The following is a 20,985-nucleotide window of genomic DNA, read 5'->3' as shown; positions in this document are numbered from 1 at the left end:
GATCGAACCGCGCAGAGCGATACAATCGACGGGTTTGGTTAACGAGGCTTGAACCTGGCTGACCAGAACTCTATCAGAAGTTGTGATGGCGCCTGCGTGGTAAACTGCGGAGCTGTGGCCCGGGGCCGTTGGAGGCCGTGAGGTCCTGCGCGGCTTCGCCTGCGCCGACCGCCTGACGGATGGCGCCGGACCGCGCCAGCGCCGTGAAGGCTCCTGCTCGGCTCGGCCTCGGTATCATGAAATCGGCCATGGTGCGTCAGAGGGCGGCGTATTGGCTCGCCTCCATCGAGCCGCCTGACCTGTTGTGACAACCTACGGTCGGAGCAGTCCATCGCCCAGGCGAAATCAATCGAAAATGCCGTTTCTTCAAATGCTTGCTCGAGCTTGAGGGTTCGATTAATAAAAAATCCGATCAATCCGTGAGCGTTGTTCTCGTAGGACCGACGCGGTGCGGTCCTGAATGCCGGTCTTCGCCGGCCCGGAGTCGAGCACCATGCCCGGCCTGAACCAGACGCTCTTCGCGCGCCTACGCGACGACCTGGAGGTGACCTTCCAGGAAGACCTGGAGGAGGCGGTCGTCGATCCGGCGCGCTGGCCGGACTTGATGGAGCGGGTGTCGCGGGCCTCCGGGAGCGAAGGCGCGCTGCTGCTGCGCACCGACCGGACGGGGCTGGACGCGATCACCACGGCGTCCCTCGCCGAATCCTCGAAGCGCTACTTCGAAGAGAATTGGTATCGCGAGGATCACCGCTTTCGCGGGCTGCCGATGATCCGTGCCCGGGGCATCGCGGTCGATCAGGATTTTACGACCCCCGAGGAGATCGAACGGCTGCCCTTCTACCAGGACCTGCTGGCCCCCAGCGGCCTGCGCTGGTTCGCCGGCATCGGCTTCGAGGTGAAGGGGCGGCTCTGGTGCCTGGCGCTGCAGCGGACGGTGGCGCAGGGCCTGTACGAGCCGCACGAGCAGGCGCGTCTCGCCACCCTGTCCCCGCTCCTCCGGCGCGCAGCCCTCCTCACCGCGATGGTCGAGACGGCGCGGCTCGCCGGGCTGACGGAGGCGTTCGATGCCATCGAGCGTCCTGCCATGATCCTCGATTCCGAGGGGAAGGCCCTGCGCTGGAACGCGGCGTTCGGTGCCCTGCTCGGGCGCGACCTGAAGCTGGCGGCCGGACGTCTCACCGCCGAGGAGGGGGATGCCGCCCGGCAACTCGAAGCGCTGTCGCGGCCATCCGGGCGGCCGCCGATCTCGGCAATCGTCGTGGCGCGTCGGGACGCATCGCCGATCGCCCTCCATGTCGTGCCGCTGGTCGGTCCGAGCCGAGGCGTCTTCGCGGGCGGGAGCACGCTGCTGCTCGCCAGCGTTCCCGGGAACGCGCCGGTCCCCGCTGCCGCCATCCTCCAGGCCGCCTACCGCCTGACGCCTGCGGAGGCACGGCTCGCCCAGGCCCTGTCCGGCGGCGCCACGCTCGCCGAAGCGGCGAACCGCTTCGCCATCACCGCCGCCACCGCGCGGTCGCAGCTGAAGGCAATCTTCGCCAAGACCGGGGCGACCCGGCAATCGGACTTGCTCCGGCTGGTAACCGGGCTGGCCCGGTAGGTCTCCCCCGCAGTCTACCCGCGGAACGGGTCGGGTCGCGAGGTCGTTGCAACCCACACGATTGGAGAACTGCAATGACATATCGGATCGCACTGGCTTCCACGCTGACGCTCGGCGCTCTCGTGCTCGGCGCGCCGGCCGAAGCGAAGGGCTGTCTCAAGGGCGCGGTCGTCGGCGGCGTCGCCGGCCACATGGCCGGGCACGGCAAGATGGGTGCCGCCGCCGGCTGCGCGGTCGGCCACCACCGGGCCAACAAGAAGGATAAGCAGAGCTGATCGCACTCTGAGATCGTTGGAAGGACCGCGCCTGAAGGGACGGTGACCTGAAGGCACCCACGGCCTCGTGAAGCCGGATCCCCGATCGGGGATCCGGCTTCACGCGTTTTGGAGATGGGTCTGCGTCCACACGCGTCGCGGCCGGACGCTTGACCGTTCATTGGAGCTGTTCTAATTAAGAACTGAGAGCGGGTGGCCTTCCTTCGGGTCCCGCTGAAGCCTTCACGACCACGGAGAGACACGATGACCGGTACCGCAAACGCCGCCTGCGAGAGCTGCCGCTTCTTCGACGATCACAAGCTCAACGGCGCCCAGGCGCAGGGCGACGAGGGTCTCTGCCGCTTCAACCCGCCGATCAGCCAGCCGGCCCCGCAGTCCAAGGGCCTGTGGCCGGTGGTGGCGTCCAAGGATTGGTGCGGCCACTTCACCGCCGAGATGACCGCGGCCGAGTAATCGGATCGCGCGGCGCACCGATCGCGGGTAGGGCGGCGTCCATCCCCGCGCAGCCCCGCAACGCGATCGGCCCGTGACGACCCGCGCGCGATCACCCGGCCCCACGGGGTGGTCGCGCATTGCCGTTCGGGGCGCGGCGCCGTTATGTTCGGGCCGTGACCCACGCGATCCGCCCGGCGACCGAGGCCGACATCCCGGCCATCGCATCCATCTACGGCGATGCCGTCAGCACCGGCACGGCCAGCTTCGAATTGGAGCCGCCGACCGTCGCCGAGATGGCTCGCCGGTTCGCCGTCCTGCGCGAAGGCGGATTCCCGTATCTCGTGGCCGTCCGGGACGGCGCGATCGCCGGCTACGCCTATGCCGGCCCCTATCACCAGCGCGCCGCATACCGCTCGACCCTCGAGGATTCGATCTACGTCGCCCGCTCGGCCCGGGGCGGCGGCGTCGGCCGCGCGTTGCTGGCCGCGCTGATCGCGGAGAGCGAGCGTATCGGCGGCCGGGCTATGATCGCGGTCATCGCCGAGAGCGGCTCCAACGCGTCCGTCGCGCTGCATGCCGGCCTCGGATTTACGCCGGTCGGGACCCTCTCCGGAGTCGGCTACAAGCACGAACGCTGGCTCGACGTGACCCTGATGCAGCTCCTGCTCGGACAGGGCCGCAGCACACCGCCGACGCGGGTCTGAACCGTCCGCGGCCGATGCGAAGACTTGCCAATACCCGTCAGCCCTAGGCTGCGCCGTCATGATGCGGACAACTTCGCGCGGGAGAGGGCGGGCAGGACGCGCAGGTCGCCCGGCTCTCGGCCCGGCGCGAGCGCGATGACGCGATCGAGGGATGATCCGCGGCAAGCGGGCTCGTCCCTTCAGAACGCGCGAGGCATGGGAGTTCGGGTATGACGGTATCTTCGATCGGTCGGCGGTTCGCGCCGCTCGCGGTCCTGGCGCTCGCCGCGCTGGCGGCCCCGGCGCAGGCCGCGGCTCCGACCGACCCCAGCGGCACCTACCTCACCGAGGACGGCCGCGCGCGCGTGCGCCTCGAAAAGTGCGGCACCGCCAACGACCGGCTGTGCGGTTACGTGGTCTGGCTGAAGGTCCCGCTCAACGACAAGGGCGAGCCGCGGGTCGACTTCAAGAACCCCGACCCGAAGAAGCAGGCGCGTCCCTCCCTGGGCCACCAGCTTATCATGGGCCTGAAGCCGAACGCCGACGCCCATTACGAGGGCAAGATCTACAATTCCGAGGACGGCAAATCCTACGACGTGACGATCTGGACGGATGCGCCGAACGAGCTGACGGTGCGCGGCTGCCTGATCGCCTTCCTGTGCAAGTCGCAGACCTGGAACAAGGTCGTCGACCTCGCCCCCGGCCAGCTCCCCGGCCCGACCAACGCGCCGAACGGCCCCCGCAGCGACCCGGAATTCGTCACCGCGCCGCCGCCCAAGACCACCGCCAAGGCGGCCCCGAAGGCGCCGACGAAGCCGGCCGCGGACGCCCCCGCTCCGCAATAAGCAGGAGGCGCGGCCCTCAATCGTCGAGGGCCGCGTAGGTCAGGACCCGCAGCTCCCGCCGGATCGGCAGGGCCGAGGACGGCACGAGCTGCGTCATGAGCACCACCGAGAGATCCTCGGCCGGGTCGATCCAGAAGGCGGTCGAGGCCAGGCCGCCCCAGGCGACCTCGCCGGGCGTGCCGAGGATCTGGGCCCGGGCCGGGTCGAGCATCACCGAGAAGCCGAGGCCGAAGCCGATCCCGGTATAGGAGGTCTCGGCGAAGCGCGGTGTGCCCATGGCCGCGAGATCCCCGGACAAGTGGTTGGCCAGCATCAGCGCGACGGTCTTGCGGCCGAGCAGCCGGTTGCCGTCGAGCGTGCCGCCGTTGAGGATCATCCGGCAGAAGCGGTGATAGTCGGCCGCCGTGGAGACGAGGCCGCCGCCGCCCGACGCGATGGCCGGCGGCTGCGCGAAGACGGTCTCCACGGAATCGTCGAACTGCCTGAGCTTGCGCGCGCGGTCATACGCGTAAGTCGCGCAGAAGCGCGGCATGAGCTCCGGGCGGACATAAAAGTCGGTGTCGACCATGCCCAGCGGCGCGATGACCTCCTCCCGCAGGTAGTCGGCGAAGTGCCGCCCGGTGAGAGCCGCCACGTACTGGCCGAGCACGTCGGTGGCGACGCTGTAGTTCCAGGCGCTGCCCGGCTGGGCCAGCAGCGGCAGGGCCGCGACCCGGCGGGTCATCTCGGCGAGGCTGCCCTCGCGGGCCAGGAAGTCGATCCCGTGCTCGCGATACTGCGCATCGACGAGGGTCGCCTCCATGAAGCCGTATGTCAGGCCGGCCGTATGGGTAAGGAGGTCGCGCACGGTGATTAGACGGCGGGCCGGCTCGGTCTCGATCTTCGCCCGGTTGCCACCCACTGCGACGCGCATCTCGGCGAATTCGGGCAGCACCCGCGCGACCGGATCGTCGAGCTGGAACCGGCCCTGCTCGTAGAGCTGCATCACCGCCACCGAGGTGAGCGGCTTGGTCATGGAGTAGATGCGAGTCACCGTGTCGAGGGTGAACGGCGTGTTGCGGGCTAGGTCGGCCTGGCCGCAGGCGCGAGCGTAGGCCACGCGACCCCGGCGTGCCACCGTCACCGACAGGCCGGCAAGTCGGCCCTCATCCACCAGCCGATCCATCCACGGCGCGATCCGCGCCAGCCCATCCGGGCTGAACCCTGCGCCTGTCGGGTCGATCTCGGTCAGCGCGCCCATGACGTCTCCTTCGGCCGGTCAGACTCGGCGAGGAACGATAAAGCGCGCCGGAGCGAAGTTACCAGCCCATCGTGCCCGGGCCGCCCTTGAACGGGCCGACGATACCGGGGGTGATCCAGCCGCCGTAGAAGGTCCCGGGCTGGGGCGTGACCTGCGCGTCGCCGACGAAACACGCATCCATCGGCAGGGCGTAGAAGGCCACGTAGCCGGCAATGGCGTCGAAGCCCGACGTCGGCTCCGGGTAGGACCACGCGGCGCTGGGGGCCAGCCGGTCGCCGCCATGCACGTCGAACAGCACGGCTTGCCCCTTCCACTCACAGATGCCGCCGCGCCGCGGCCCCGTGAGCACGCCGGCCATCACGTCGGCGGGCGGAAAGTAATAGGTCGGGGGATGGGCGGTCTCCAGGACCCGATAGCCGGCTTTGGTCTGCGCGATCACCGCACCGCCGAGGACCACCCGCAGCGGCTCCGCCACCCGTTCCAGCCGCGGCGGCCGCGGATAGTCCCAGACACTCTGGTCTCCGGGTTTGGTCGGGTCGGGGATCGGACGGGAAAGAGGGCGGGCCATGGCTGGGTCGAGGTATATCGTATCCCTTGTGAGCGATAGGTTGATGCGTATCACCGTTCCTCGCGCCGTCGTCGCATGCTAGCGCGTGCCCGACGCTCACCGCCCGGGACCGACCGCGATGGACATCGCCCTCTTCCTCGACTTCGACGGCACCCTCGCCGAGATCGCACCGCGGCCGGATGCCGTGCAGGTCGAGCCCGGCCTGGTGGAGACCCTCGAACGCCTGCGCGACCGCTTGGGCGGGGCGCTGGCGATCGTGACCGGCCGTCCAGTCTCGGTGATCGACGGCTTCCTGGCGCCCGCGCGCCTCGATGCGGCCGGGCTTCATGGCGTCGAGCGCCGGGTCGGCGGGGCGCTGTCGGGCGGCCGCGCGGAGGACCATCCGGCGCTGCGCCGTCAGGTCGAGCGCCTGCATGCGGAGAGCCGGGCGCTCGCCAACGTGCTGATCGAGGACAAGGGCGCCTCGGTGGCGGTGCATTGGCGCTTGGCGAACGCTGACGATGCCGGCCGCGCCGAGGCGCTGGTCAAGGACGCGGCCGAGGCTCTCGGGGGCGCCTACCGGCTCCAGCTCGGCAAGGCGGTGGGCGAGATCGTCCCGGCCCAGGCGACCAAGGCCCACGCGATCCGCGCCTTCCTGGAGCAGGCCCCCTATGCCGGCCGCCGGCCGGTCTTCTTCGGCGACGACCGCACCGACGAGATCGCCTTCGCGTCGGTCAACGAGGATGGCGGCATCGCCGTCCGGGTCGGCGACGGCGACACCGTGGCGAGCCGGCGCCTGCCCGACCCGGCCGCCGTCCGCGCTCTGCTGCGGGACTGGGCGGAGAACGGCACGATCGATCCTGAGGCCCTGCCACCGGCCTGAGGCCGCCCTATCCTTCGTGAAACGACGGCAGGCACGCGTCCTGCCTCGCGGTGGACCCGCTCAGGAAAAGGCTATGCGTCGATGTTCGAATTCCCGGTTCTGATCGGTGACATCGGTGGCACGAACGCCCGCTTCGGCCTGATCGCCGAGAAGGGCGCCGAGCCCCGGCTGCTTTCGCACGAGGCGACCGCCGACCATCCCGATCCGTCGCACGCCATTAAGGCGGCGCTAGCCAAGGGCGGTGATGCCCTGCCGCCGCCGCGCTCGACCATCCTGGCGATGGGCGGGCGGGTCGATGGCCCGGAGCCCCAGCTCACAAACGCGCATTGGCGGATCGGCGGCGAGCGTATCGCGAAGGATTTCGGGCTTTCCTCGGCGGTGGTGGTGAACGACTACGTGCCGGTCGCGGCCGGCGCGGCCGATATCGAGCCCCACGACCTCACACCGGTCGGGCCGAGCCCGACGATCCCGGGTGGCGCCCGGGTCGTGCTCGGGCCGGGTACCGGCTTCGGGGCTGCGGCCCTGGTGCCCTACGCCGCCCACCTCGCCATCGTCTCCACCGAGGCCGGCCACACCGATTTCGGTCCCGCGGATGCGTTCGAGGAAAAGGTCTGGCACGCCCTGGAGCGGGTCGAGGGGCGCATCACCGTCGAGGCGGTGCTGTCCGGGCCGGGCCTGGCGCGGCTGCACGCGGCGGTGGCGCATGTGCGCACCGGCCAACCGCACGAGAAGCTCGATCCCGCGGCGGTGACCGAGGCCGGACTCAAGGCCTCGGACCCGCATGCGGCGGAAGCGCTGGAGCTGTTCGGCCGCCTGCTCGGCCGCGTCTGCGGTGACCTCGCCCTGACTTTTCTCGCCACCAGCGGCGTCTATATCGGCGGCGGCATCGCGCCCCGCATCGTCAAGGTGCTGGAGGAGAGCGGGTTTCGCGAGGCGTTCGAGCGCAAGGCGCCCTTCGCCGAGATGATGCGCCAGATCCCGACCAGCGTCATCACGGTCCACGACCCGGCCTTCAAGGGCCTGGCCGCCCTCGCCAACGAGGGCCGCCGCTTCGTCTACCACGGGCAGGTTTGGCGGAAGGACGGCTGAGGGTTTACGATCACTCAAGCTGTCGTCGCGCGGCGGCAGGCGCGTGTGGGATTGGGACCGGATCGATGCGGACGGTCACGTTGAAGGACGCCAAGACCAACCTTCCGCGCCTCGTGGAGCAGGCGGCCTCGGGCGAGCCGTTCATCATCGCCAAAGACGGCAAGCCCTTGGTTCGTGTCGTCCCGTTCGACGCACCAGCGCCTGCCAAGACCTCGCGGATCGGATTTCTGGCTGGGTCCATCCGCATCCCGGACGATTTCGATCGGATGGGTAGCGAAGAGATCGCGGCGGCGTTCGAAGGCCGGTGAGCTACCTGCTCGATACGCATATCCTGCTCTGGGCTGCGGCAGGATCCGACCGGCTGACATCTGCCGCACGCCGCCTCATCGACGATCCTGCGAATACCCACGTGTTCAGCGCAGCAAGTCTGTGGGAGGTCGCGATCAAAAGCGGGCTGGGCCGCAACGACTTTCAGGTCGATGCGCAGCGCCTGCGGAAAGGCCTGATCGACAGCGGCTATGTCGAGCTTCCGGTGACGGGGGCTCATGCTGCCGCTGTTGCCGGCCTTCCGCCCGTTCATCGCGACCCGTTCGATCGGCTCTTGATCGCACAGGCCCAAGTCGAAGGGCTCGAATTTGTCACGGCCGACCGGATCCTCGCACAATATGGCGGCCCGATCAGGTTGGTTTGAGCAGCTATCGCTCACCCGTTCGGCCGGATCTCGATGCGTTGAACGCAAGGAGATCCGGCTTAGGGGGCTGTCTCCTGCCTACGCCGCCGCCAGCGGCTTCGACACGTCCTCCAGGGACTTGCCCTCTGCGGCCGTGCCCCAGACCCCGCCGACCACGGCGGCGATCAGCATGAGCGCGGCGCCGATCCCGTAGCCGAACAGCACCCAATCACGGGAGCCGGTCTCGACCAAGCTGCCGAACAGCAGCGGCCCCGAGACGCCGCCGATGCCGGTACCGACCGCGTAGAAGGCCGCGATGGCGAGCGCGCGGATCTCCAGCGGGAAGGTCTCGGAGACCGTGAGGTAGGCCGAGCTCGCCGCCGCGGATGCGAAGAAGAACACCACCATCCAGGCCGCGGTCTGCCCCACCGGCCCGATCACGTCGAGCCGGAACAGCAGGCCCACGGCGACCAGCAGCACCGCCGAGATGCCGTAGGTGAAGGCGATCATCTGGCGTCGGCCGATCGTGTCGAACAGCCGCCCGAGGAGCAGCGGGCCGAGGAACGAGCCGAGGGCGAAGGGCAGGAGATACCAGCCGACGCTGTTGCCCGGCACATCGTAGAACCGTTCCAGCACCAGAGCGTAGGTGAAGAACAGGGCGTTGTAGAAGAAGGCCTGCGCCACCATCAGGGCGAGGCCGACCATTGTGGCCAGCCGGTTCGTGACGAACAGGGCGTGGAACACCTCCGAAAGCGGAGTGTGGTCACGGGTGCGGACCTTCATGCGCTTGCTCTCATCGATCGGCGGCAGCGTGACGCCCGCGTCGGTGAAGCGCTTCTCGATCCCGGTGACGACCCGGTCGGCCTCCGCGGCGTAGCCGTGGGTGGCGAGCCAGCGCGGGCTTTCCGGGATCCAGGTGCGCAACAGCAGGATCACCAGGCCGATGGCGCCGCCGGTGAAGAAGGCGACGCGCCAGCCCCAGGCCGGATCGATCACTTCGGGCTTCAGCAGCACGATCGACATGAACGAGCCGAGCGCCGCGCCGATCCAGAACGAGCCGTTGATGACCAGGTTGGTCCAGCCGCGCACCCGGGCCGGGACCAGCTCCTGGATGGTCGAGTTGATCGCCGTGTACTCGCCGCCGATGCCCGCGCCGGTCAGGAAGCGGAAGAAGCAGAAGCTCGCGACGTTCCAAGACAGGCCGGTCGCCGCCGTGGCAACGAGGTAGAGGGCGAGCGTAATAAAAAAGAGCTTTTTGCGTCCGATCCGGTCGGTCAACCAGCCGAAGCCGAGGGCGCCGGTCACCGCGCCGACAAGGTAGCAGGAGGCCGCCAACCCGACATCGAATTCCGAGAACGACATCGGCGCCTTGCGCAGGGCGCCGACCAGGGAGCCGGCGAGCGTCACCTCCAGCCCGTCGAGCACCCAGGTGATGCCCAAAGCCACGATGACGAGCACGTGGAAGCGGCCCCAGGGTAACCGGTCCAGCCGCGCGGAGATGTCGGTGTCGATGACTCGGCCGATCTCCGCGCGCTCGGGTGTCCCGGCGCTTCCCTCAACCTTGCTCACCATGCCCGCGCGTCCTCCCGGTCCGTTCGTTTACCGTGCCTCAAGACCCGGCGTTTACCGAAACTCCAGACAGGTGTTGGGAACGGGTTGGGAATCGATTCGGTTCGATCCCGTCTTCACGCCCGACAGGCAGAACAAGCGTGTCCACGCGGGTTCTCTGCCATGTCCGTCCGTTCGCCTCGCTCCCGGCCGCTTCGCCGATACCGTTACGGCCTCCTCGCCGTCATGACCCTGGCGGGGCTCGCCACCGTGCCGACCGAGGGCGCGGACCGGCACCTCGAGCGCCCGAAACCGCCGGTCCCGATGGCGAGCGCCGAGCGTTGGCGCCTGCGGCCCACGGAGGTAGTTGTGCCGGTCACCACCGGCAGCCTGCGCAAGCGTGCCGAGACCGCGATCCCCGAGGAGCGGCGCAACGTCCGCTTCGTCTACCCGGCGCTCGTCGAAGCGCGCTGACGTGATGGCCGACTTGCCTACCTGACTTGGCGAACGCCTCTCGGGCAGGCACAGCGCCTGCATCGCCCGCTCGGGCGCAGCCTGAGACGCGTACGGAGTTCGAGGATGGCCGAGGTTGTCGCGCTGGTCGGGTGCAAGAGCCCGGCGCAGGAGGCGGAATACCTGCAGATCCTGTCGGCCGCGATGCCCGGTGAGCGGCTGGTCCCGTTCCGCCGGATGACGGATGCGGAGCGCGCGAGCGTGCAGGTCGCCATCGTGGCGAACCCGGATCCCGCCGAGGTCGCAGCCCTGCCGGCCCTCGTCTGGGTGCAGAGCCTCTGGGCCGGCGTGGAAAAGCTCGTCGGCGCCTTCGACCGGCCGCTGCCGATCGTCCGGCTGGTCGATCGGGAGATGGCCCGCACCATGGCCGAGGCGGTGCTGGCCTGGACCTATTACCTCCAGCGCGACATGCCGGCCTATGCCCGCCAGCAGCGCGAGCGGGTCTGGCAGCCGCATCCCTATCGCAAGCCCGCCGACACGATGGTCGGACTGCTCGGCCTCGGAGCGCTCGGCACCGCGGCGGCCGAGCGACTGATTGGAGCTGGGTTCTCCGTTACCGGCTGGAGCCGCACGCCCAAGACCGTCTCGGGCATTGAGACATCTCACGGCGCGGATGGCCTCCCGGCGATGCTCGGGCGCTGCGACATCCTCGTCTGCCTGGTGCCCCTGACGCCGGAGACTCGTGGCCTCGTGAATGCCGCGCGGCTCGCTGCCCTCAAAGACGGGGCGGCGCTGATCAACTTCGCCCGCGGTCCGATCGTGGTGACCGAGGATCTGATCGCGGCGCTCGATGCCGGTGACCTGTCGCACGCGGTGCTCGACGTGTTCGATGTCGAGCCGCTGCCGGCCAAATCGTCGCTCTGGACCCATCCGGGCGTGACCGTGCTGCCGCACATCTCCGGCCCGACCGACATGGATTCGGCCGCCGCCACGGTGGCGGCTAACCTGCGGGAGTACCGCAGCACCGGCCAGCCGCCGCAGGGCGTCGATGCCGGGCGGGGGTATTAGGGTCTGTTTGGGGGCGAGCATCCACCCCTCGACCTCATCCTGAGGAGCTTGCGTGTAGCGCAAGCCTCGAAGGAGCCCTCCAGCAGCCGCGCGATCCCTGGAGGCCTCCTTCGAGGCCTCCGCTGCGCTCCGTCACCTCAGGATGAGGGGGTTGGAATGGAGGAGGTGGGATCAGACAGAGGCTTCGATCAAGATGCTGACGCCTCGATGCCCTACGCCGCCGAGGCGACCGCCGGGGAGATCCGCTTGCGGGCCTTCTTGTCGGTGCTGCCGAGGAAGGCCTGTGCCTCCTCCTTGCGCTCGAACACGTGGGGGGCGACGCCGCGCTTGGTCAGCGCCTCCTCCATCTTCAGGCGCAGGAACGCGCTGGTGACGTAGCGGGTCGTGGTCGCGTAGTAATTCGCCTGGAGATACTGGATCATCCCGGCATAATCGTCGATCAGGTTCTCGTTGAGCCGGAAGCCGTCGTGGTTGATCACGGCGTTGACCCGCTGGCCGGCCTTGCGGCAGGCCTCGACGATGGTCATGCGCAACTCGTCCATGTCGCTCTTCACCCGGCAATACCAGCCTTCGAGGTTGATGAAGAGGATGTTCCGCTCGCCGTCGTAGCTGATGCGCGAGGCCAGATCGAGGTTGAGTAGGTCGGAGAGCAGCTCCATCGGCTCGTCGCGGAAGATGCGCGGATCCATCGGGACCGGATTGCGCACCACCGGCATGAAATCCATGTGGGCGAGGATGTCGCGCTCGATGTCGATGCCCGGCGCCACCTCGACCAGTTCCAGCCCGTCGGCGGTGAGCTGGAAGACGCAGCGCTCGGTTACATAGAGGACCGGCTGCGCCCGCTCGACCGCGTAGGGCCCCGAGAAGGTGTTCTGCTGGACCTGGGTGACGAATTTGCGCGAGCGGCCCTCGCTCACGATCCGCACCACGCCGTCATCCACGGCGATCTCCAGCCCGCCCGCCGTGAAGGTCCCGGCGAAGACCACCGTGCGGGCGTTCTGCGAGATGTTGATGAAGCCGCCGCAGCCGTTGAGCTTGCCGCCGAACTTCGAGGTGTTGACGTTACCGGCCGCGTCGCACTCGGCCATGCCGAGGCAGGTCATGTCGAGGCCGCCGCCGTCGTAGAAATCGAACATCTGGTTCTGGTCGATGATGCAGTCGGCGTTCGTGGCGGCGCCGAAGCTCGAGCCCGAGGCCAGCACGCCGCCGACCGCCCCGGCCTCGGTGGTGAGCGTGATGTAGGGGGTGATCTTCTCCTCGTTGGCGACCGACGAGATGCCCTCCGGCGCGCCGACCCCGAGATTGACCACGCCGTTCGGCGGCAGCTCGAAGGCGGCCCGGCGGGCGATGATCTTGCGCTCGTTGAGCGGCATCCGCTTGATGCCGGTGACGGGGACGCGGATCTCGCCGGCCAAAGCGGCATCGTGCATGACGCCGTAATTCATGCGGTGCATCTCGGGCTCGGCGACTACCACGCAGTCCACTAGGATGCCGGGGACCCGCACGTCCTTGGGCAGCAGGTAGCCGTCATCGACGATGCGCTCGACCTGGGCGATGACGATGCCGCCGTTGTTGCGGGCCGCCATGGCCTGGGCCAGGCAATCGAGGGTCAGCGCCTCCTTCTCGTAGGAGAGGTTGCCCGACGGGTCGGCCGAGGTGGCACGGATGAAGGCCACGTCGATCTTTGTGGCGGTGTAGAACAGCCACTCCTCGCCATCGACCTCGACCAGTTTGACGATGTCCTCCGTGGTCAGGGTGTTGACCTTGGCGCCCCCGTGGCGCGGATCGACATAGGTCTGCAGCCCGACCTTCGAGAACAGACCGGGTTGGCCGGCGGCGCAGGCCCGGTAGAGCTGCGAGATCACCCCCTGGGGCAGGTTGTAGCCGCGGATCAGGTTGTCCTGGGCGGCCTGCGCGACCTTCGGCATCCGGCCGAAATTGGCGGCGATGACCCGGGAGAGCAGGCCGGCATGGTGCAGGCGGCCGGTGCCGAGCCCTTTGCTGTCGCCCGCGCCCGCAGTCATGATCAGCGTGAGGCCGCGGGGCGAGCCGGTCTCGACGAAGCGCTTCTCCAGGGCGGCGTGCAGCGCCTCGGGAATGCAGCTCTGGACGAAGCCCGTGGTGGTCACGACGTCGTTCACGCGGATCAGCGCGATCGCCTCGTCCGCCGTGATGACCTTGTTCTTCCTCATGAAGCCCACGATCCTCCCTCCGGTCGGATATCCGGCCGGACTCGGTGCCGGCCGTCTCCGAACCTGTTATCGACCTGCTGCCCGGCGCTGGTATAATTTCGACCGCACGATCAGCGAAGTTTCGCCTGTCATCGCGGGTGCACTGCAGCAAAGATTTGCGGCATTGCAGTCAATGCAGGTCGGCTACATCATGCTAACGCATAATCCGCCGACAATGCTGCTGAAAAAGTCTTTGGCGTGGGGTCAGAAAAATTGCGCGGCCTCGCTGGAAGGGCCTCGGCGCAGCCGCCGCCGTCACGCGCTGTCGAAACTGTGACAGCTGGTCCCGCTGATCGGTGTGAACCTCGGCCAGGACCATCCGTTGATCGCCGGCCGCCGATCCCCGCATGCCCGCCGGGTGGCGGCCCGAGGAGATCGAAGACGATCCATGGGTTGGCCCCGCCGCATCCTCGTCACCGCCGGCCTCGCGACCGTCGCGGCCGGTGCCACGCTCGGCCTCGGCCGGTTCAGCTATGCGCCGATGCCGGACCGGGCGGACCTGCTCAACCCGGACCGTTACCCGATCCAGACCGCCTTCGACGTCCTCGGGCGCCGGGTCTCGCGCGCCGAGGCGGACCGGCTGAACGGCACCGAGGCGGGACGCAAGGAGCTTTCGGCGGCCAGCGGCGCCGTGGCGATCGATCCCGCCATGGTCGAGCGCGGGCGGCAGGCCTTCTATCAGGAGACGTTCGGCAACGAGGTCTTCCTCACCGACGTGATGGGCATGCTCGACGGTGGGCTGACTCCCACCCAGGTGGCGCTGGCGGTGGCCAAGCTCGGCGGGCAGGGCACCACCAACCTCCAGGTCGCCATGGCCCGCGACGTCCGGATCGGCGATCGGACCTACCGCAAGGGCGAGCTGGTCCCGACCGGTCTCGACGTGCCGAAGGGCGGCGCCTTCATCATCGGGATCAAGACCTTCTCCGACCGGGGGCACCTGCGCATGGGCATCACTTGCGCCCTGTGCCACGCCGCGGTCGATCCCGGCACCGGCAAGGTCGTGGAGGGGGCGCCCAACACCGATCTCAATGCCGGGCTGCTGATGGCGCTCGCCAAGAATTCCTCCGCCTATTTCATGCATGCCAGCGTGCCGGAGGCCGATGCCAAGCCCGCCGCCGAGCCCGAGCATACCGGCTCCACCGGGACCGGGCTGGCCCTGCCGGACGCTGAGGCGGTCGAGGCCGCCACCAAGGTTCAGGTGGCGAGCTGGCCGCCGGGCAGCTTCGATTCCTCCGCCGATCGGGTGACCAACCCGACCTCGATCCCGTCGAGTTTTTCGGCCCACGGCGAGCCCTATAGCTGGAGCGGGCGCGAGGCTGTCGGGCCGTTCGCGGGCCTGTCCTCGCTGAACAACAACGTCCACGCCGCCAATTCCGACACGACCCAGCTCGCCGCCGCCGCGCCCTGGCTGTTCGGCATGGAGCCGGAGCGGTATCTCGGCATCGTCCTGCGCGGCGCAGCCACCGACGCGTTCCGGTACAAGCCGGATGGGACTGTGGCGCCCTCCGAAGTGCTCCGCCGGGTCGACCCGACGCCGGCCTCCCCGGGGCTCAACAGCTACGCGGTGCTGCCGACCTATCCGGCGACCAACTACGTCACCGACAACGGCCTGTTCACCTCCGTCTCCGGAGAGCCGGTCAACCACGCCAACAACGCCATGTCGGCGTTCCAGAACTTGCTGCACCCGCCGGCCGCCAAACGGGATTCCGCCACGGTGCAGGCCGGGCGCGCGGTATTCGAGAAGGCCGGCTGCGGCGGCTGCCATGCCGGGCCGGCGCTCACCAACCACCGGATCATCCCGGCCGCCGAGATCGGCACCGAGCCGACCCGGGCGAAGGCCGGCGCCAAGATGGAGGCGCGGCTCTCGCCCCCCACCCTGTTCGCCACCGACACGCCATTCCCGCAGCCGGCCAACCCGGTGATCGTGCCGGTGCCGCTGGAGGGTGACAAGCTCGCCCAGGTCCAGCTCGCCTGGGGGCAGGGCGGGACCGAAGGCGGCTACAAGGTGCCGAACCTTGTGGGCCTCGCCTGGACGGCGCCCTACCTGCACGATTCGGGCATCGCGGTCGGTCCCGATTCGGCGAATCAGCTCGGCGTTCCGGGCACCCTCTATCGCGGCATCGCCCCCGATCCGTCGAATAGCCTTCGCAGTCTGGTCGACCGGGATCAGCGAGCGAAGGTGATCGCTTCGAATAAATCGTCGGATACGGCGCGCACCGCGCGCGTTACCGGCGAAGGGCACGCCTACTGGGCGGATGCCGGCACCGGCGTCTCGCGCCAGGACCAGGATGCGCTGATTGCCTACCTGCTGTCGATCGATACGCTGACCGAGCCGGCGGCGACGCCCTGATCACGACGGAACGACTCACCATGCCCAACACCCAACCGGTCTGGTTCATCACCGGCTGCTCCACCGGCTTCGGCCGGGAGCTTGCCAAGCTGGTCATTGCCCGCGGCTGGCGCGCGGTGGTGACCGCCCGCGACCGGGCCAAGGTCGCCGACTTGGCGGATGGCGCGGCCGATCGAGTCCTGGCGCTCTCGCTGGATGTCACCGAGGCGAGCCAGATCGCCCAGGCGGTCACCGAGACGACCCAAAAATTCGGGCGGATCGACGTGCTGGTGAACAATGCCGGCTACGGCTACCAATCCTCCATCGAGGAGGGCGAGGACGACAAGATCCGCGCCCAGTTCGACGCCAACGTGTTCGGCCTGTTCGCCCTGACCCGGGCGGTGCTGCCAACCATGCGGGCGCAGCGCGCCGGGCATATCCTCAACATCACCTCGGTGGCCGGCTTCGTCGGCTTCCCGGGCTCGGGCTACTACGCCGCCACCAAGCACGCCGTCGAGGGTTTCTCCGACGCGCTTGCTGCCGAAGCCGGGCCGCTCGGCATCAAGGTCACCTGCATCGAGCCGGGGCCGTTCCGCACCGACTGGGCCGGTCGCTCCCTGATCCAGACGCCCAGCACGATTCCCGACTACGCCGAGACCGCGGGCGCCCGCCTCAAGGCCACGGCGGAGAAGAGCGGTACCCAGGCCGGCGATCCGGTCCGCGCCGGCGAGGCGATGATCCGGGTGACCGAGATCGACGAACCGCCGCGCCACCTCGTGCTCGGCGCTTGGGGCTACGAGGCGGTTACGAGCCGGCTGAAGCAGCGCCTCGCCGAGATCGAGGCGTGGCGCGAGACGAGCCTGGGGGCGGACTACCCGGAGGGGTGAAGCCGAACGGACCGGCGACCGCCATCCGCGGTCGCATCAGGCCGACGGATGGCGGTCGCTGAGGGATAGAACCAGGGCGGCGGCACCGAAGAGAGCGCCGACCGCGCAAACACCGGCCCATCCGGCCTGGACCCAGGCGAGGCCCGAAAGGCCCGATCCCAAAGCCGCACCGAGGAAGAACAGGCCGGTGAACAGCCCATTGAGCCGGCCTCTGGCTTCCGGCTGGAGCATGTTGATCGCCCGCCGGCCGAGCGTCTGATCGCCGATGACGCCGAGATCGAGCAGAACGGCCGCGAGCACCATGGCTCCGAGGGCGAGCGGGGCGGGCATGATCGCTGTCGGTTCCGCGCCGCCGCAGGCCGCCAGAGCCATGGCGCCGAGAATCGCGAGATGCGCCAGGATCGTGGCGGGGCGCGTCAGACCTCTGTCACCGGCACGGCCGGCGACGGGTGCCACCACGGCGCCGGCTGCCCCCGCCAGGGCGAAGAGGGCGATACCGGTCTGGCTCAGGTTGAACGGCGGCTCGGCCAAGCGCAAGGCCACGGAGGTCCAGAACACGCCGAAGGCGCCCATGCACAAGCCCTGTGAGGCGGCGCGCCGCCGAAGCACCGGCTCCCGCCTGAGCAGGGCAAGCAGCGATGCGATGAGCCGAGGATAGGACGCTACCTGGGCCGGTCGCCGCTCGGGCACGACTTGACCGAGGACGATCGTCAGCAGAGCGACGAGCGCGGCCAGGATGCCGTAGAACCAGCGCCAGCCCGCATATTCGGCGACGAGGCTTGCGGCCGGGCGCGACAGCAGGATCCCGAGCATCAGGCCGCTCATCACAGTCCCGACGACACGTCCGCGCTCGGTAACCGGCGCCAGGGCGGCGGCAGTGGGCACCAGCATCTGGATTGCGCTCGCGGTCACGCCGACGAGGAATGAGGCCACGAGGAAGAGCGGTGCCGACGGCGCCGCGGCGGCACCGGCCAGTGCGATTACAGCGGCACCGAGCGTCCGCGTGATCAAGGCGCGGTTCTCGACCAGATCGGTCAGCGGCACGACGAGAAACAGCCCGCCCGCATAGCCCAGCAACGTGATCGTCGTGACGAGTCCGGTCTCGGTCGTCCCGAGGCCGAGCGATGGGCCGATGATCCCCGCGAGTGGCTGCGATGCGTAGAGGCTCAGGACGATCACGCCCGCGGCGACGGAGAACAGCAGAGTCAATCCCCGCGATAGTCGTGCAGGTTCAGGAGCGGCCATCGCGTCGGCGGGCACGGACGTCGTCATCGCGGAGGTCCATCGTCTGTTGTGGGGTAGGCTCAGAAGGCTAATTCTCTCGCCGAACAGCGACAATCATCGTGCCTGAGAAGAATTTGTTGCGCGAAGCGTGAGAATGATGGCGAGCCTGGAGCGCTACCGAGCCTTCATCGAGATCATCGATCGCGGCAGCCTGACCGCGGCCGCCCGGCACCTCGATGTCTCGCTGCAATCGATCAGCCGCGCGCTGTCCACGTTGGAGCAGGAATTCGGAGTCGAACTGATCCGCCGTACGACGCGTCGGCTCCAGCCGACGCCCGCCGGCCTCGCCTTCCACGCCCGGGTGAAGGCGGCGCTGGCCGAGATCGAACTCGCTCGCGCGGAGATCGGACGCGAGAGCGCCCGGGTCGCCGGGACGTTGCGGATCGGCGCCTCGGTCCTGTTCGCACCCAAGCACGTCGTCCCGGCCGCGTCGGCGTTCCTGGCCCGCCATCCCCAGGTCGAGATCGAACTCGTCCTGTCCGACGCGATCGCCGATCTCGTCGAGGACAGGCTCGATCTGGCGATCCGGATCGGCGAGCCCGGCCCGCCCCATCTGAAGATGCGTCCGCTGGCGCGGCTTCGGCGGGTCGTGGTCGCGTCGCCGGCCTATCTCGCCCGCCGCGGGCTGCCGCAGGCGCCCGAAGACCTAGCCGATCATGATTGTGTGGTGCGAACCTTCGGACCGGAAAGCGATGCCTGGCCTCTGACGATCGACGGCACGGCCGCGCGCGTTCCGGTGCGCGGTGCCTTCCGGTGCAACGACGCCGCCTCCGCCAACGCGGCGGTGGTCGCGGGGGTGGGTCTCGGCCTGGCTCCCCTCTGGCAGATCCAAGAGGATCTTGATCAGGCTCGCCTCAACGTCGTCCTATCGGCCTTCGAACCGCCGCCCATTCCGGTCCAGGCGGTCTGGCCTGCAACCGTCGGTACGCCGGTGCGGACGCGCCTTTTCGTGGAGACCCTCGCGCTTCGGCTTGCATCCGAAGGGGGGCGCCTTTGAGCCTGGACCGTCATTGCGAGCGCAGCGAAGCCACCCAGAGCAGTGCGCGATCCTCGAAGCTGGGGCGCCCCTCGGTTGCTTCGCTGCGCTCGCAATGACGGGGGCGGTCGAGGAAGCGACGGGTCTACCGCTCGCTTACCGCGTTCAGATCACCGCCTCGATCAGCCCCCGCGACCGCGCTTCCTCCGCCTCGAGATACCAATTCGCGGGCGCCTTCTCCAAAACCTCGGCGAGGGTCACGTCCGAGCCCTGGATGAGGTTCGCAAAACCCTCGTTCTGGATCACGATCGAGCATTCGATCTCGTGCAGCGTCGCCTTCACGGCGGCGATGCAGGTGGTCAGCGGGCCCTGGACCTGTAGCTGCTTGTTCATCTTGCGCTCGTGAATCATCAGCCGCGTGCCCCGTGTCAGGTAGCGGTTCGGCCGGGCGAAGAAGCTCATGAAGGTGGTGCCGGCCGAGTAGATCGCGGCCTTGCCGAGGAAAACGAAGCGGCGCTCCGGGCTCATCTCGCTGTGGTAGCGGATGTCCTCGCCCATCATCCGGGCGACCTCCGGGTCGCCGCCGAGCGTCGAGAGCTCGACCACGACGATGTCGCGCTCCGCGGCCTCGGCGAACTGGCGGCGGAACTCCTTGTACATGTCGTAATCGACTGGGCCCGACAGCAGCACGGCGGGGCTTCGGAAGGCGGTCGGGTCGAGGGGCGTCGTGTCCATGGGTGTCCTGGGCGTTGCGCCGGCCCGGCCCCGGGGGCGGGATCGGGCCGGGTAATCTCAGCGGACCGGGTCGGGCGCGCCCTGGCCCTTGCCGACGAACGGGATGCCCTCGATCGGGCATTCCTCGGTGCCGACGCTCTGGCGGGTAATGGCGCGAACGGCGTCGCGGGTTCCGTCGGGATCCTCGATCCAGCGGCGGTAGAACTCGTAGGGGCATTCCGATAGCCCGTGCCGGTTCTCCTTCGAGTTGATCATGCCCGTGTAGCCGCGGTGCAGCAGCTTGAAGAGGTGGTTTTCCGACTGGCCGTGGGCACGGAAATCCCGGATCAGGAACTTCGACAGGGCCGCGTACTGGATGCCCATCTCCTCCTCGCCACACTCGCCGAGCGTCCGGCCGTCGAAGCCGATGATCGCGGAATGGCCGAAATAGGTGTAGACGCCGTCGAATCCGGCGGCGTTCGACACCGCCACGTAGACATTGTTGGCGAACGCCATCGCCTTCGAGATGACGATCTGCTGTTCTTTGGCCGGGTACATGTAGCCCTGGCAGCGGATGATCAGCTCGGCGCCCCGCATGGCGCAGTCGCGCCAGATCTCCGGGTAATTGCCATCGTCGCAGATGATCAGGCTGATCTTCAGCCCCTTCGGCCCGTCCGACACGTAGGTGCGGTCGCCCGGATACCAGCCCTCGATCGGCGTCCAGGGCATGATCTTGCGGTACTTCTGCACGATCTCGCCCTGGTCGTTCATCAGGATCAGGGTGTTGTAGGGCGCCTTGTTGGGGTGCTCCTCGTGGCGCTCGCCGGTCAGCGAGAACACGCCCCAGACCTTGGCCTCCCGGCAGGCGGCGGCGAACACCTCGGTCTCGGCGCCCGGCACCGAGGAGGCGGTGTCGTACATCTCGGCGGCGTCGTACATGATGCCGTGGGTCGAGTATTCGGGAAAAATCACCAGGTCGAGACCGGGCAGGCCGGTCTTCATGCCGATGATCATCTTGCCGATCGCCTTGGCGTTCTCCAGCACCTCGGCGCGGGTATGGAGGCGCGGCATCTTGTAGTTGACGACGGCGACGCCGACGCTGTCCTGGCTGGACGAGATGTCTCCGTGCATCATGGCGTGGATTCCTCCTGTTTCGAGGGCGCACGAGGCGCCGTTTCCCTCCCCCCTCTGCGGGGGAGGGTGGCCCCCGGAGGGGGTCGGGAGAGGGGAG

At 68.7% G+C, this 20,985-nt stretch carries 22 protein-coding genes; 15 read left to right on the top strand and 7 right to left on the bottom strand.

Translation table 11 applies throughout. The features are described from left to right. Positions 1 to 460: 460 nt before the first annotated feature. From BM228_RS15125 to BM228_RS15105, 5 genes are all read left to right on the top strand, one after another. Entirely contained in the window at positions 461 to 1,597 is a 1,137-nt protein-coding gene (locus tag BM228_RS15125) for a helix-turn-helix transcriptional regulator (RefSeq protein WP_244537152.1), read from the top strand. Positions 1,598 to 1,671: 74 nt separating this feature from the next. Continuing rightward, a complete protein-coding gene (locus tag BM228_RS15120; protein ID WP_092041962.1) occupies positions 1,672 to 1,872 on the top strand; it encodes a hypothetical protein in 201 nt (66 codons plus the stop codon). A 243-nt stretch (positions 1,873 to 2,115) separates the two neighbouring features. Then, positions 2,116 to 2,325: a hypothetical protein gene (locus BM228_RS15115; RefSeq protein WP_092041960.1), complete on the top strand. Its 210-nt coding sequence runs from the start codon at positions 2,116 to 2,118 to the stop codon at positions 2,323 to 2,325. 155 nt (positions 2,326 to 2,480) lie between these two features. Beyond that, positions 2,481 to 3,011, top strand: a complete 531-nt coding sequence (locus BM228_RS15110) for a GNAT family N-acetyltransferase (protein ID WP_092042084.1) — start codon at positions 2,481 to 2,483, stop codon at positions 3,009 to 3,011. 209 nt (positions 3,012 to 3,220) lie between these two features. Further along, positions 3,221 to 3,835 carry a DUF2147 domain-containing protein gene (locus tag BM228_RS15105; RefSeq protein ID WP_092041959.1) on the top strand — a complete coding sequence of 205 codons (615 nt, stop codon included), beginning with the start codon at positions 3,221 to 3,223 and terminating at the stop codon, positions 3,833 to 3,835. A 16-nt stretch (positions 3,836 to 3,851) separates the two neighbouring features. On the opposite strand, the gene BM228_RS15100 is transcribed toward BM228_RS15105, so the two are convergent. Further along, positions 3,852 to 5,075: a serine hydrolase domain-containing protein gene (locus tag BM228_RS15100; RefSeq protein ID WP_092041957.1), complete on the bottom strand. Its 1,224-nt coding sequence runs from the start codon at positions 5,073 to 5,075 to the stop codon at positions 3,852 to 3,854. A gap of 58 nt (positions 5,076 to 5,133) precedes the next feature. Beyond that, on the bottom strand, positions 5,134 to 5,643 hold the full coding sequence (locus tag BM228_RS15095; protein WP_092041955.1) for a DUF427 domain-containing protein: 510 nt from the start codon (positions 5,641 to 5,643) through the stop codon (positions 5,134 to 5,136). Between the two features lie 118 nt (positions 5,644 to 5,761). Between BM228_RS15095 and otsB the strand changes: the two genes are divergently transcribed. From otsB to BM228_RS15075, 4 genes are all read left to right on the top strand, one after another. Further along, positions 5,762 to 6,505: a trehalose-phosphatase gene (gene otsB, locus BM228_RS15090; RefSeq protein WP_092041953.1), complete on the top strand. Its 744-nt coding sequence runs from the start codon at positions 5,762 to 5,764 to the stop codon at positions 6,503 to 6,505. Positions 6,506 to 6,586: 81 nt separating this feature from the next. Beyond that, positions 6,587 to 7,594 carry a glucokinase gene (locus BM228_RS15085; protein WP_092041952.1) on the top strand — a complete coding sequence of 336 codons (1,008 nt, stop codon included), beginning with the start codon at positions 6,587 to 6,589 and terminating at the stop codon, positions 7,592 to 7,594. 65 nt (positions 7,595 to 7,659) lie between these two features. Then, positions 7,660 to 7,902, top strand: a complete 243-nt coding sequence (locus BM228_RS15080; RefSeq protein ID WP_092041951.1) for a type II toxin-antitoxin system Phd/YefM family antitoxin — start codon at positions 7,660 to 7,662, stop codon at positions 7,900 to 7,902. Next, positions 7,899 to 8,285 (top strand): type II toxin-antitoxin system VapC family toxin, encoded by a 387-nt coding sequence (locus BM228_RS15075; RefSeq protein WP_092041950.1) that lies wholly within the window; start codon positions 7,899 to 7,901, stop codon positions 8,283 to 8,285. The genes BM228_RS15080 and BM228_RS15075 overlap by 4 nt, the downstream gene beginning before the upstream one ends. Positions 8,286 to 8,363: 78 nt before the next feature. Here the strand turns inward: BM228_RS15075 and BM228_RS15070 are convergent, their stop codons facing one another. Continuing rightward, entirely contained in the window at positions 8,364 to 9,836 is a 1,473-nt protein-coding gene (locus BM228_RS15070; protein ID WP_092041949.1) for an MFS transporter, read from the bottom strand. A gap of 159 nt (positions 9,837 to 9,995) precedes the next feature. On the opposite strand from BM228_RS15070, the gene BM228_RS15065 reads away from it, so the two are divergent. Then, the gene (locus tag BM228_RS15065; RefSeq protein ID WP_244537151.1) at positions 9,996 to 10,286 is read left to right on the top strand and encodes a hypothetical protein; all 291 of its coding nucleotides are present in this window, start codon (positions 9,996 to 9,998) and stop codon (positions 10,284 to 10,286) included. 105 nt (positions 10,287 to 10,391) lie between these two features. Continuing rightward, positions 10,392 to 11,333, top strand: a complete 942-nt coding sequence (locus BM228_RS15060) for a 2-hydroxyacid dehydrogenase (RefSeq protein WP_092041945.1) — start codon at positions 10,392 to 10,394, stop codon at positions 11,331 to 11,333. Positions 11,334 to 11,545: 212 nt separating this feature from the next. Here the strand turns inward: BM228_RS15060 and BM228_RS15055 are convergent, their stop codons facing one another. Beyond that, the gene (locus BM228_RS15055; RefSeq protein ID WP_092041943.1) at positions 11,546 to 13,525 is read right to left on the bottom strand and encodes an acyl CoA:acetate/3-ketoacid CoA transferase; all 1,980 of its coding nucleotides are present in this window, start codon (positions 13,523 to 13,525) and stop codon (positions 11,546 to 11,548) included. Here BM228_RS15055 and BM228_RS33785 point away from each other — a divergent pair. The 3 genes from BM228_RS33785 to BM228_RS15045 all read left to right on the top strand — a co-directional run bounded on the left by BM228_RS33785 (position 13,506) and on the right by BM228_RS15045 (position 16,780). Continuing rightward, positions 13,506 to 13,841 (top strand): hypothetical protein, encoded by a 336-nt coding sequence (locus tag BM228_RS33785; RefSeq protein WP_139234095.1) that lies wholly within the window; start codon positions 13,506 to 13,508, stop codon positions 13,839 to 13,841. The two genes, BM228_RS15055 and BM228_RS33785, sit on opposite strands and share 20 nt — an antisense overlap. Positions 13,842 to 13,952: 111 nt before the next feature. Then, the gene (locus tag BM228_RS15050; protein ID WP_092041941.1) at positions 13,953 to 15,914 is read left to right on the top strand and encodes a cytochrome C oxidase Cbb3; all 1,962 of its coding nucleotides are present in this window, start codon (positions 13,953 to 13,955) and stop codon (positions 15,912 to 15,914) included. A 20-nt stretch (positions 15,915 to 15,934) separates the two neighbouring features. Further along, the gene (locus BM228_RS15045) at positions 15,935 to 16,780 is read left to right on the top strand and encodes an oxidoreductase (RefSeq protein WP_092041939.1); all 846 of its coding nucleotides are present in this window, start codon (positions 15,935 to 15,937) and stop codon (positions 16,778 to 16,780) included. A 36-nt stretch (positions 16,781 to 16,816) separates the two neighbouring features. On the opposite strand, the gene BM228_RS15040 is transcribed toward BM228_RS15045, so the two are convergent. After that, complete coding sequence (locus BM228_RS15040) at positions 16,817 to 18,052, bottom strand: MFS transporter (protein WP_092041937.1); 1,236 nt, start codon at positions 18,050 to 18,052, stop codon at positions 16,817 to 16,819. A 106-nt stretch (positions 18,053 to 18,158) separates the two neighbouring features. Between BM228_RS15040 and BM228_RS15035 the strand changes: the two genes are divergently transcribed. After that, a complete protein-coding gene (locus BM228_RS15035) occupies positions 18,159 to 19,061 on the top strand; it encodes a LysR family transcriptional regulator (RefSeq protein ID WP_208612039.1) in 903 nt (300 codons plus the stop codon). Positions 19,062 to 19,205: 144 nt separating this feature from the next. Here BM228_RS15035 and BM228_RS15030 read toward each other — a convergent pair whose 3' ends face one another. After that, a complete protein-coding gene (locus BM228_RS15030; RefSeq protein ID WP_092041935.1) occupies positions 19,206 to 19,775 on the bottom strand; it encodes a ClpP family protease in 570 nt (189 codons plus the stop codon). A gap of 57 nt (positions 19,776 to 19,832) precedes the next feature. Beyond that, positions 19,833 to 20,888, bottom strand: coding sequence for an aliphatic amidase (locus tag BM228_RS15025; protein ID WP_092041933.1), 1,056 nt, complete (start codon positions 20,886 to 20,888; stop codon positions 19,833 to 19,835). Between the last annotated feature and the right edge of the window lie 97 nt (positions 20,889 to 20,985).

It is taken from the genome of Methylobacterium pseudosasicola (assembly GCF_900114535.1).
GTDB lineage: Bacteria > Pseudomonadota > Alphaproteobacteria > Rhizobiales > Beijerinckiaceae > Methylobacterium > Methylobacterium pseudosasicola.
This window is presented reverse-complemented; position numbering and strand designations above follow the sequence as displayed.

Excerpts from the sequence above, each read along its gene's own strand:
- BM228_RS15045 (WP_092041939.1), top strand. The coding sequence starts at position 15,935 with ATGCCCAACACCCAACCGGTCTGGTTCATCACCGGCTGCTCCACCGGC.
- BM228_RS15060 (WP_092041945.1), top strand. The coding sequence starts at position 10,392 with ATGGCCGAGGTTGTCGCGCTGGTCGGGTGCAAGAGCCCGGCGCAGGAG.
- BM228_RS15115 (WP_092041960.1), top strand. The coding sequence starts at position 2,116 with ATGACCGGTACCGCAAACGCCGCCTGCGAGAGCTGCCGCTTCTTCGAC.
- BM228_RS15070 (WP_092041949.1), bottom strand. The coding sequence starts at position 9,836 with ATGGTGAGCAAGGTTGAGGGAAGCGCCGGGACACCCGAGCGCGCGGAG.
- BM228_RS15105 (WP_092041959.1), top strand. The coding sequence starts at position 3,221 with ATGACGGTATCTTCGATCGGTCGGCGGTTCGCGCCGCTCGCGGTCCTG.
- BM228_RS15120 (WP_092041962.1), top strand. The coding sequence starts at position 1,672 with ATGACATATCGGATCGCACTGGCTTCCACGCTGACGCTCGGCGCTCTC.
- otsB (WP_092041953.1), top strand. The coding sequence starts at position 5,762 with ATGGACATCGCCCTCTTCCTCGACTTCGACGGCACCCTCGCCGAGATC.
- BM228_RS15065 (WP_244537151.1), top strand. The coding sequence starts at position 9,996 with ATGTCCGTCCGTTCGCCTCGCTCCCGGCCGCTTCGCCGATACCGTTAC.
- BM228_RS15035 (WP_208612039.1), top strand. The coding sequence starts at position 18,159 with ATGATGGCGAGCCTGGAGCGCTACCGAGCCTTCATCGAGATCATCGAT.
- BM228_RS15125 (WP_244537152.1), top strand. The coding sequence starts at position 461 with ATGCCGGTCTTCGCCGGCCCGGAGTCGAGCACCATGCCCGGCCTGAAC.
- BM228_RS15055 (WP_092041943.1), bottom strand. The coding sequence starts at position 13,525 with ATGAGGAAGAACAAGGTCATCACGGCGGACGAGGCGATCGCGCTGATC.
- BM228_RS15100 (WP_092041957.1), bottom strand. The coding sequence starts at position 5,075 with ATGGGCGCGCTGACCGAGATCGACCCGACAGGCGCAGGGTTCAGCCCG.
- BM228_RS15050 (WP_092041941.1), top strand. The coding sequence starts at position 13,953 with ATGGGTTGGCCCCGCCGCATCCTCGTCACCGCCGGCCTCGCGACCGTC.
- BM228_RS15095 (WP_092041955.1), bottom strand. The coding sequence starts at position 5,643 with ATGGCCCGCCCTCTTTCCCGTCCGATCCCCGACCCGACCAAACCCGGA.
- BM228_RS15080 (WP_092041951.1), top strand. The coding sequence starts at position 7,660 with ATGCGGACGGTCACGTTGAAGGACGCCAAGACCAACCTTCCGCGCCTC.
- BM228_RS15030 (WP_092041935.1), bottom strand. The coding sequence starts at position 19,775 with ATGGACACGACGCCCCTCGACCCGACCGCCTTCCGAAGCCCCGCCGTG.
- BM228_RS33785 (WP_139234095.1), top strand. The coding sequence starts at position 13,506 with ATGACCTTGTTCTTCCTCATGAAGCCCACGATCCTCCCTCCGGTCGGA.
- BM228_RS15040 (WP_092041937.1), bottom strand. The coding sequence starts at position 18,052 with ATGACGACGTCCGTGCCCGCCGACGCGATGGCCGCTCCTGAACCTGCA.
- BM228_RS15025 (WP_092041933.1), bottom strand. The coding sequence starts at position 20,888 with ATGATGCACGGAGACATCTCGTCCAGCCAGGACAGCGTCGGCGTCGCC.
- BM228_RS15085 (WP_092041952.1), top strand. The coding sequence starts at position 6,587 with ATGTTCGAATTCCCGGTTCTGATCGGTGACATCGGTGGCACGAACGCC.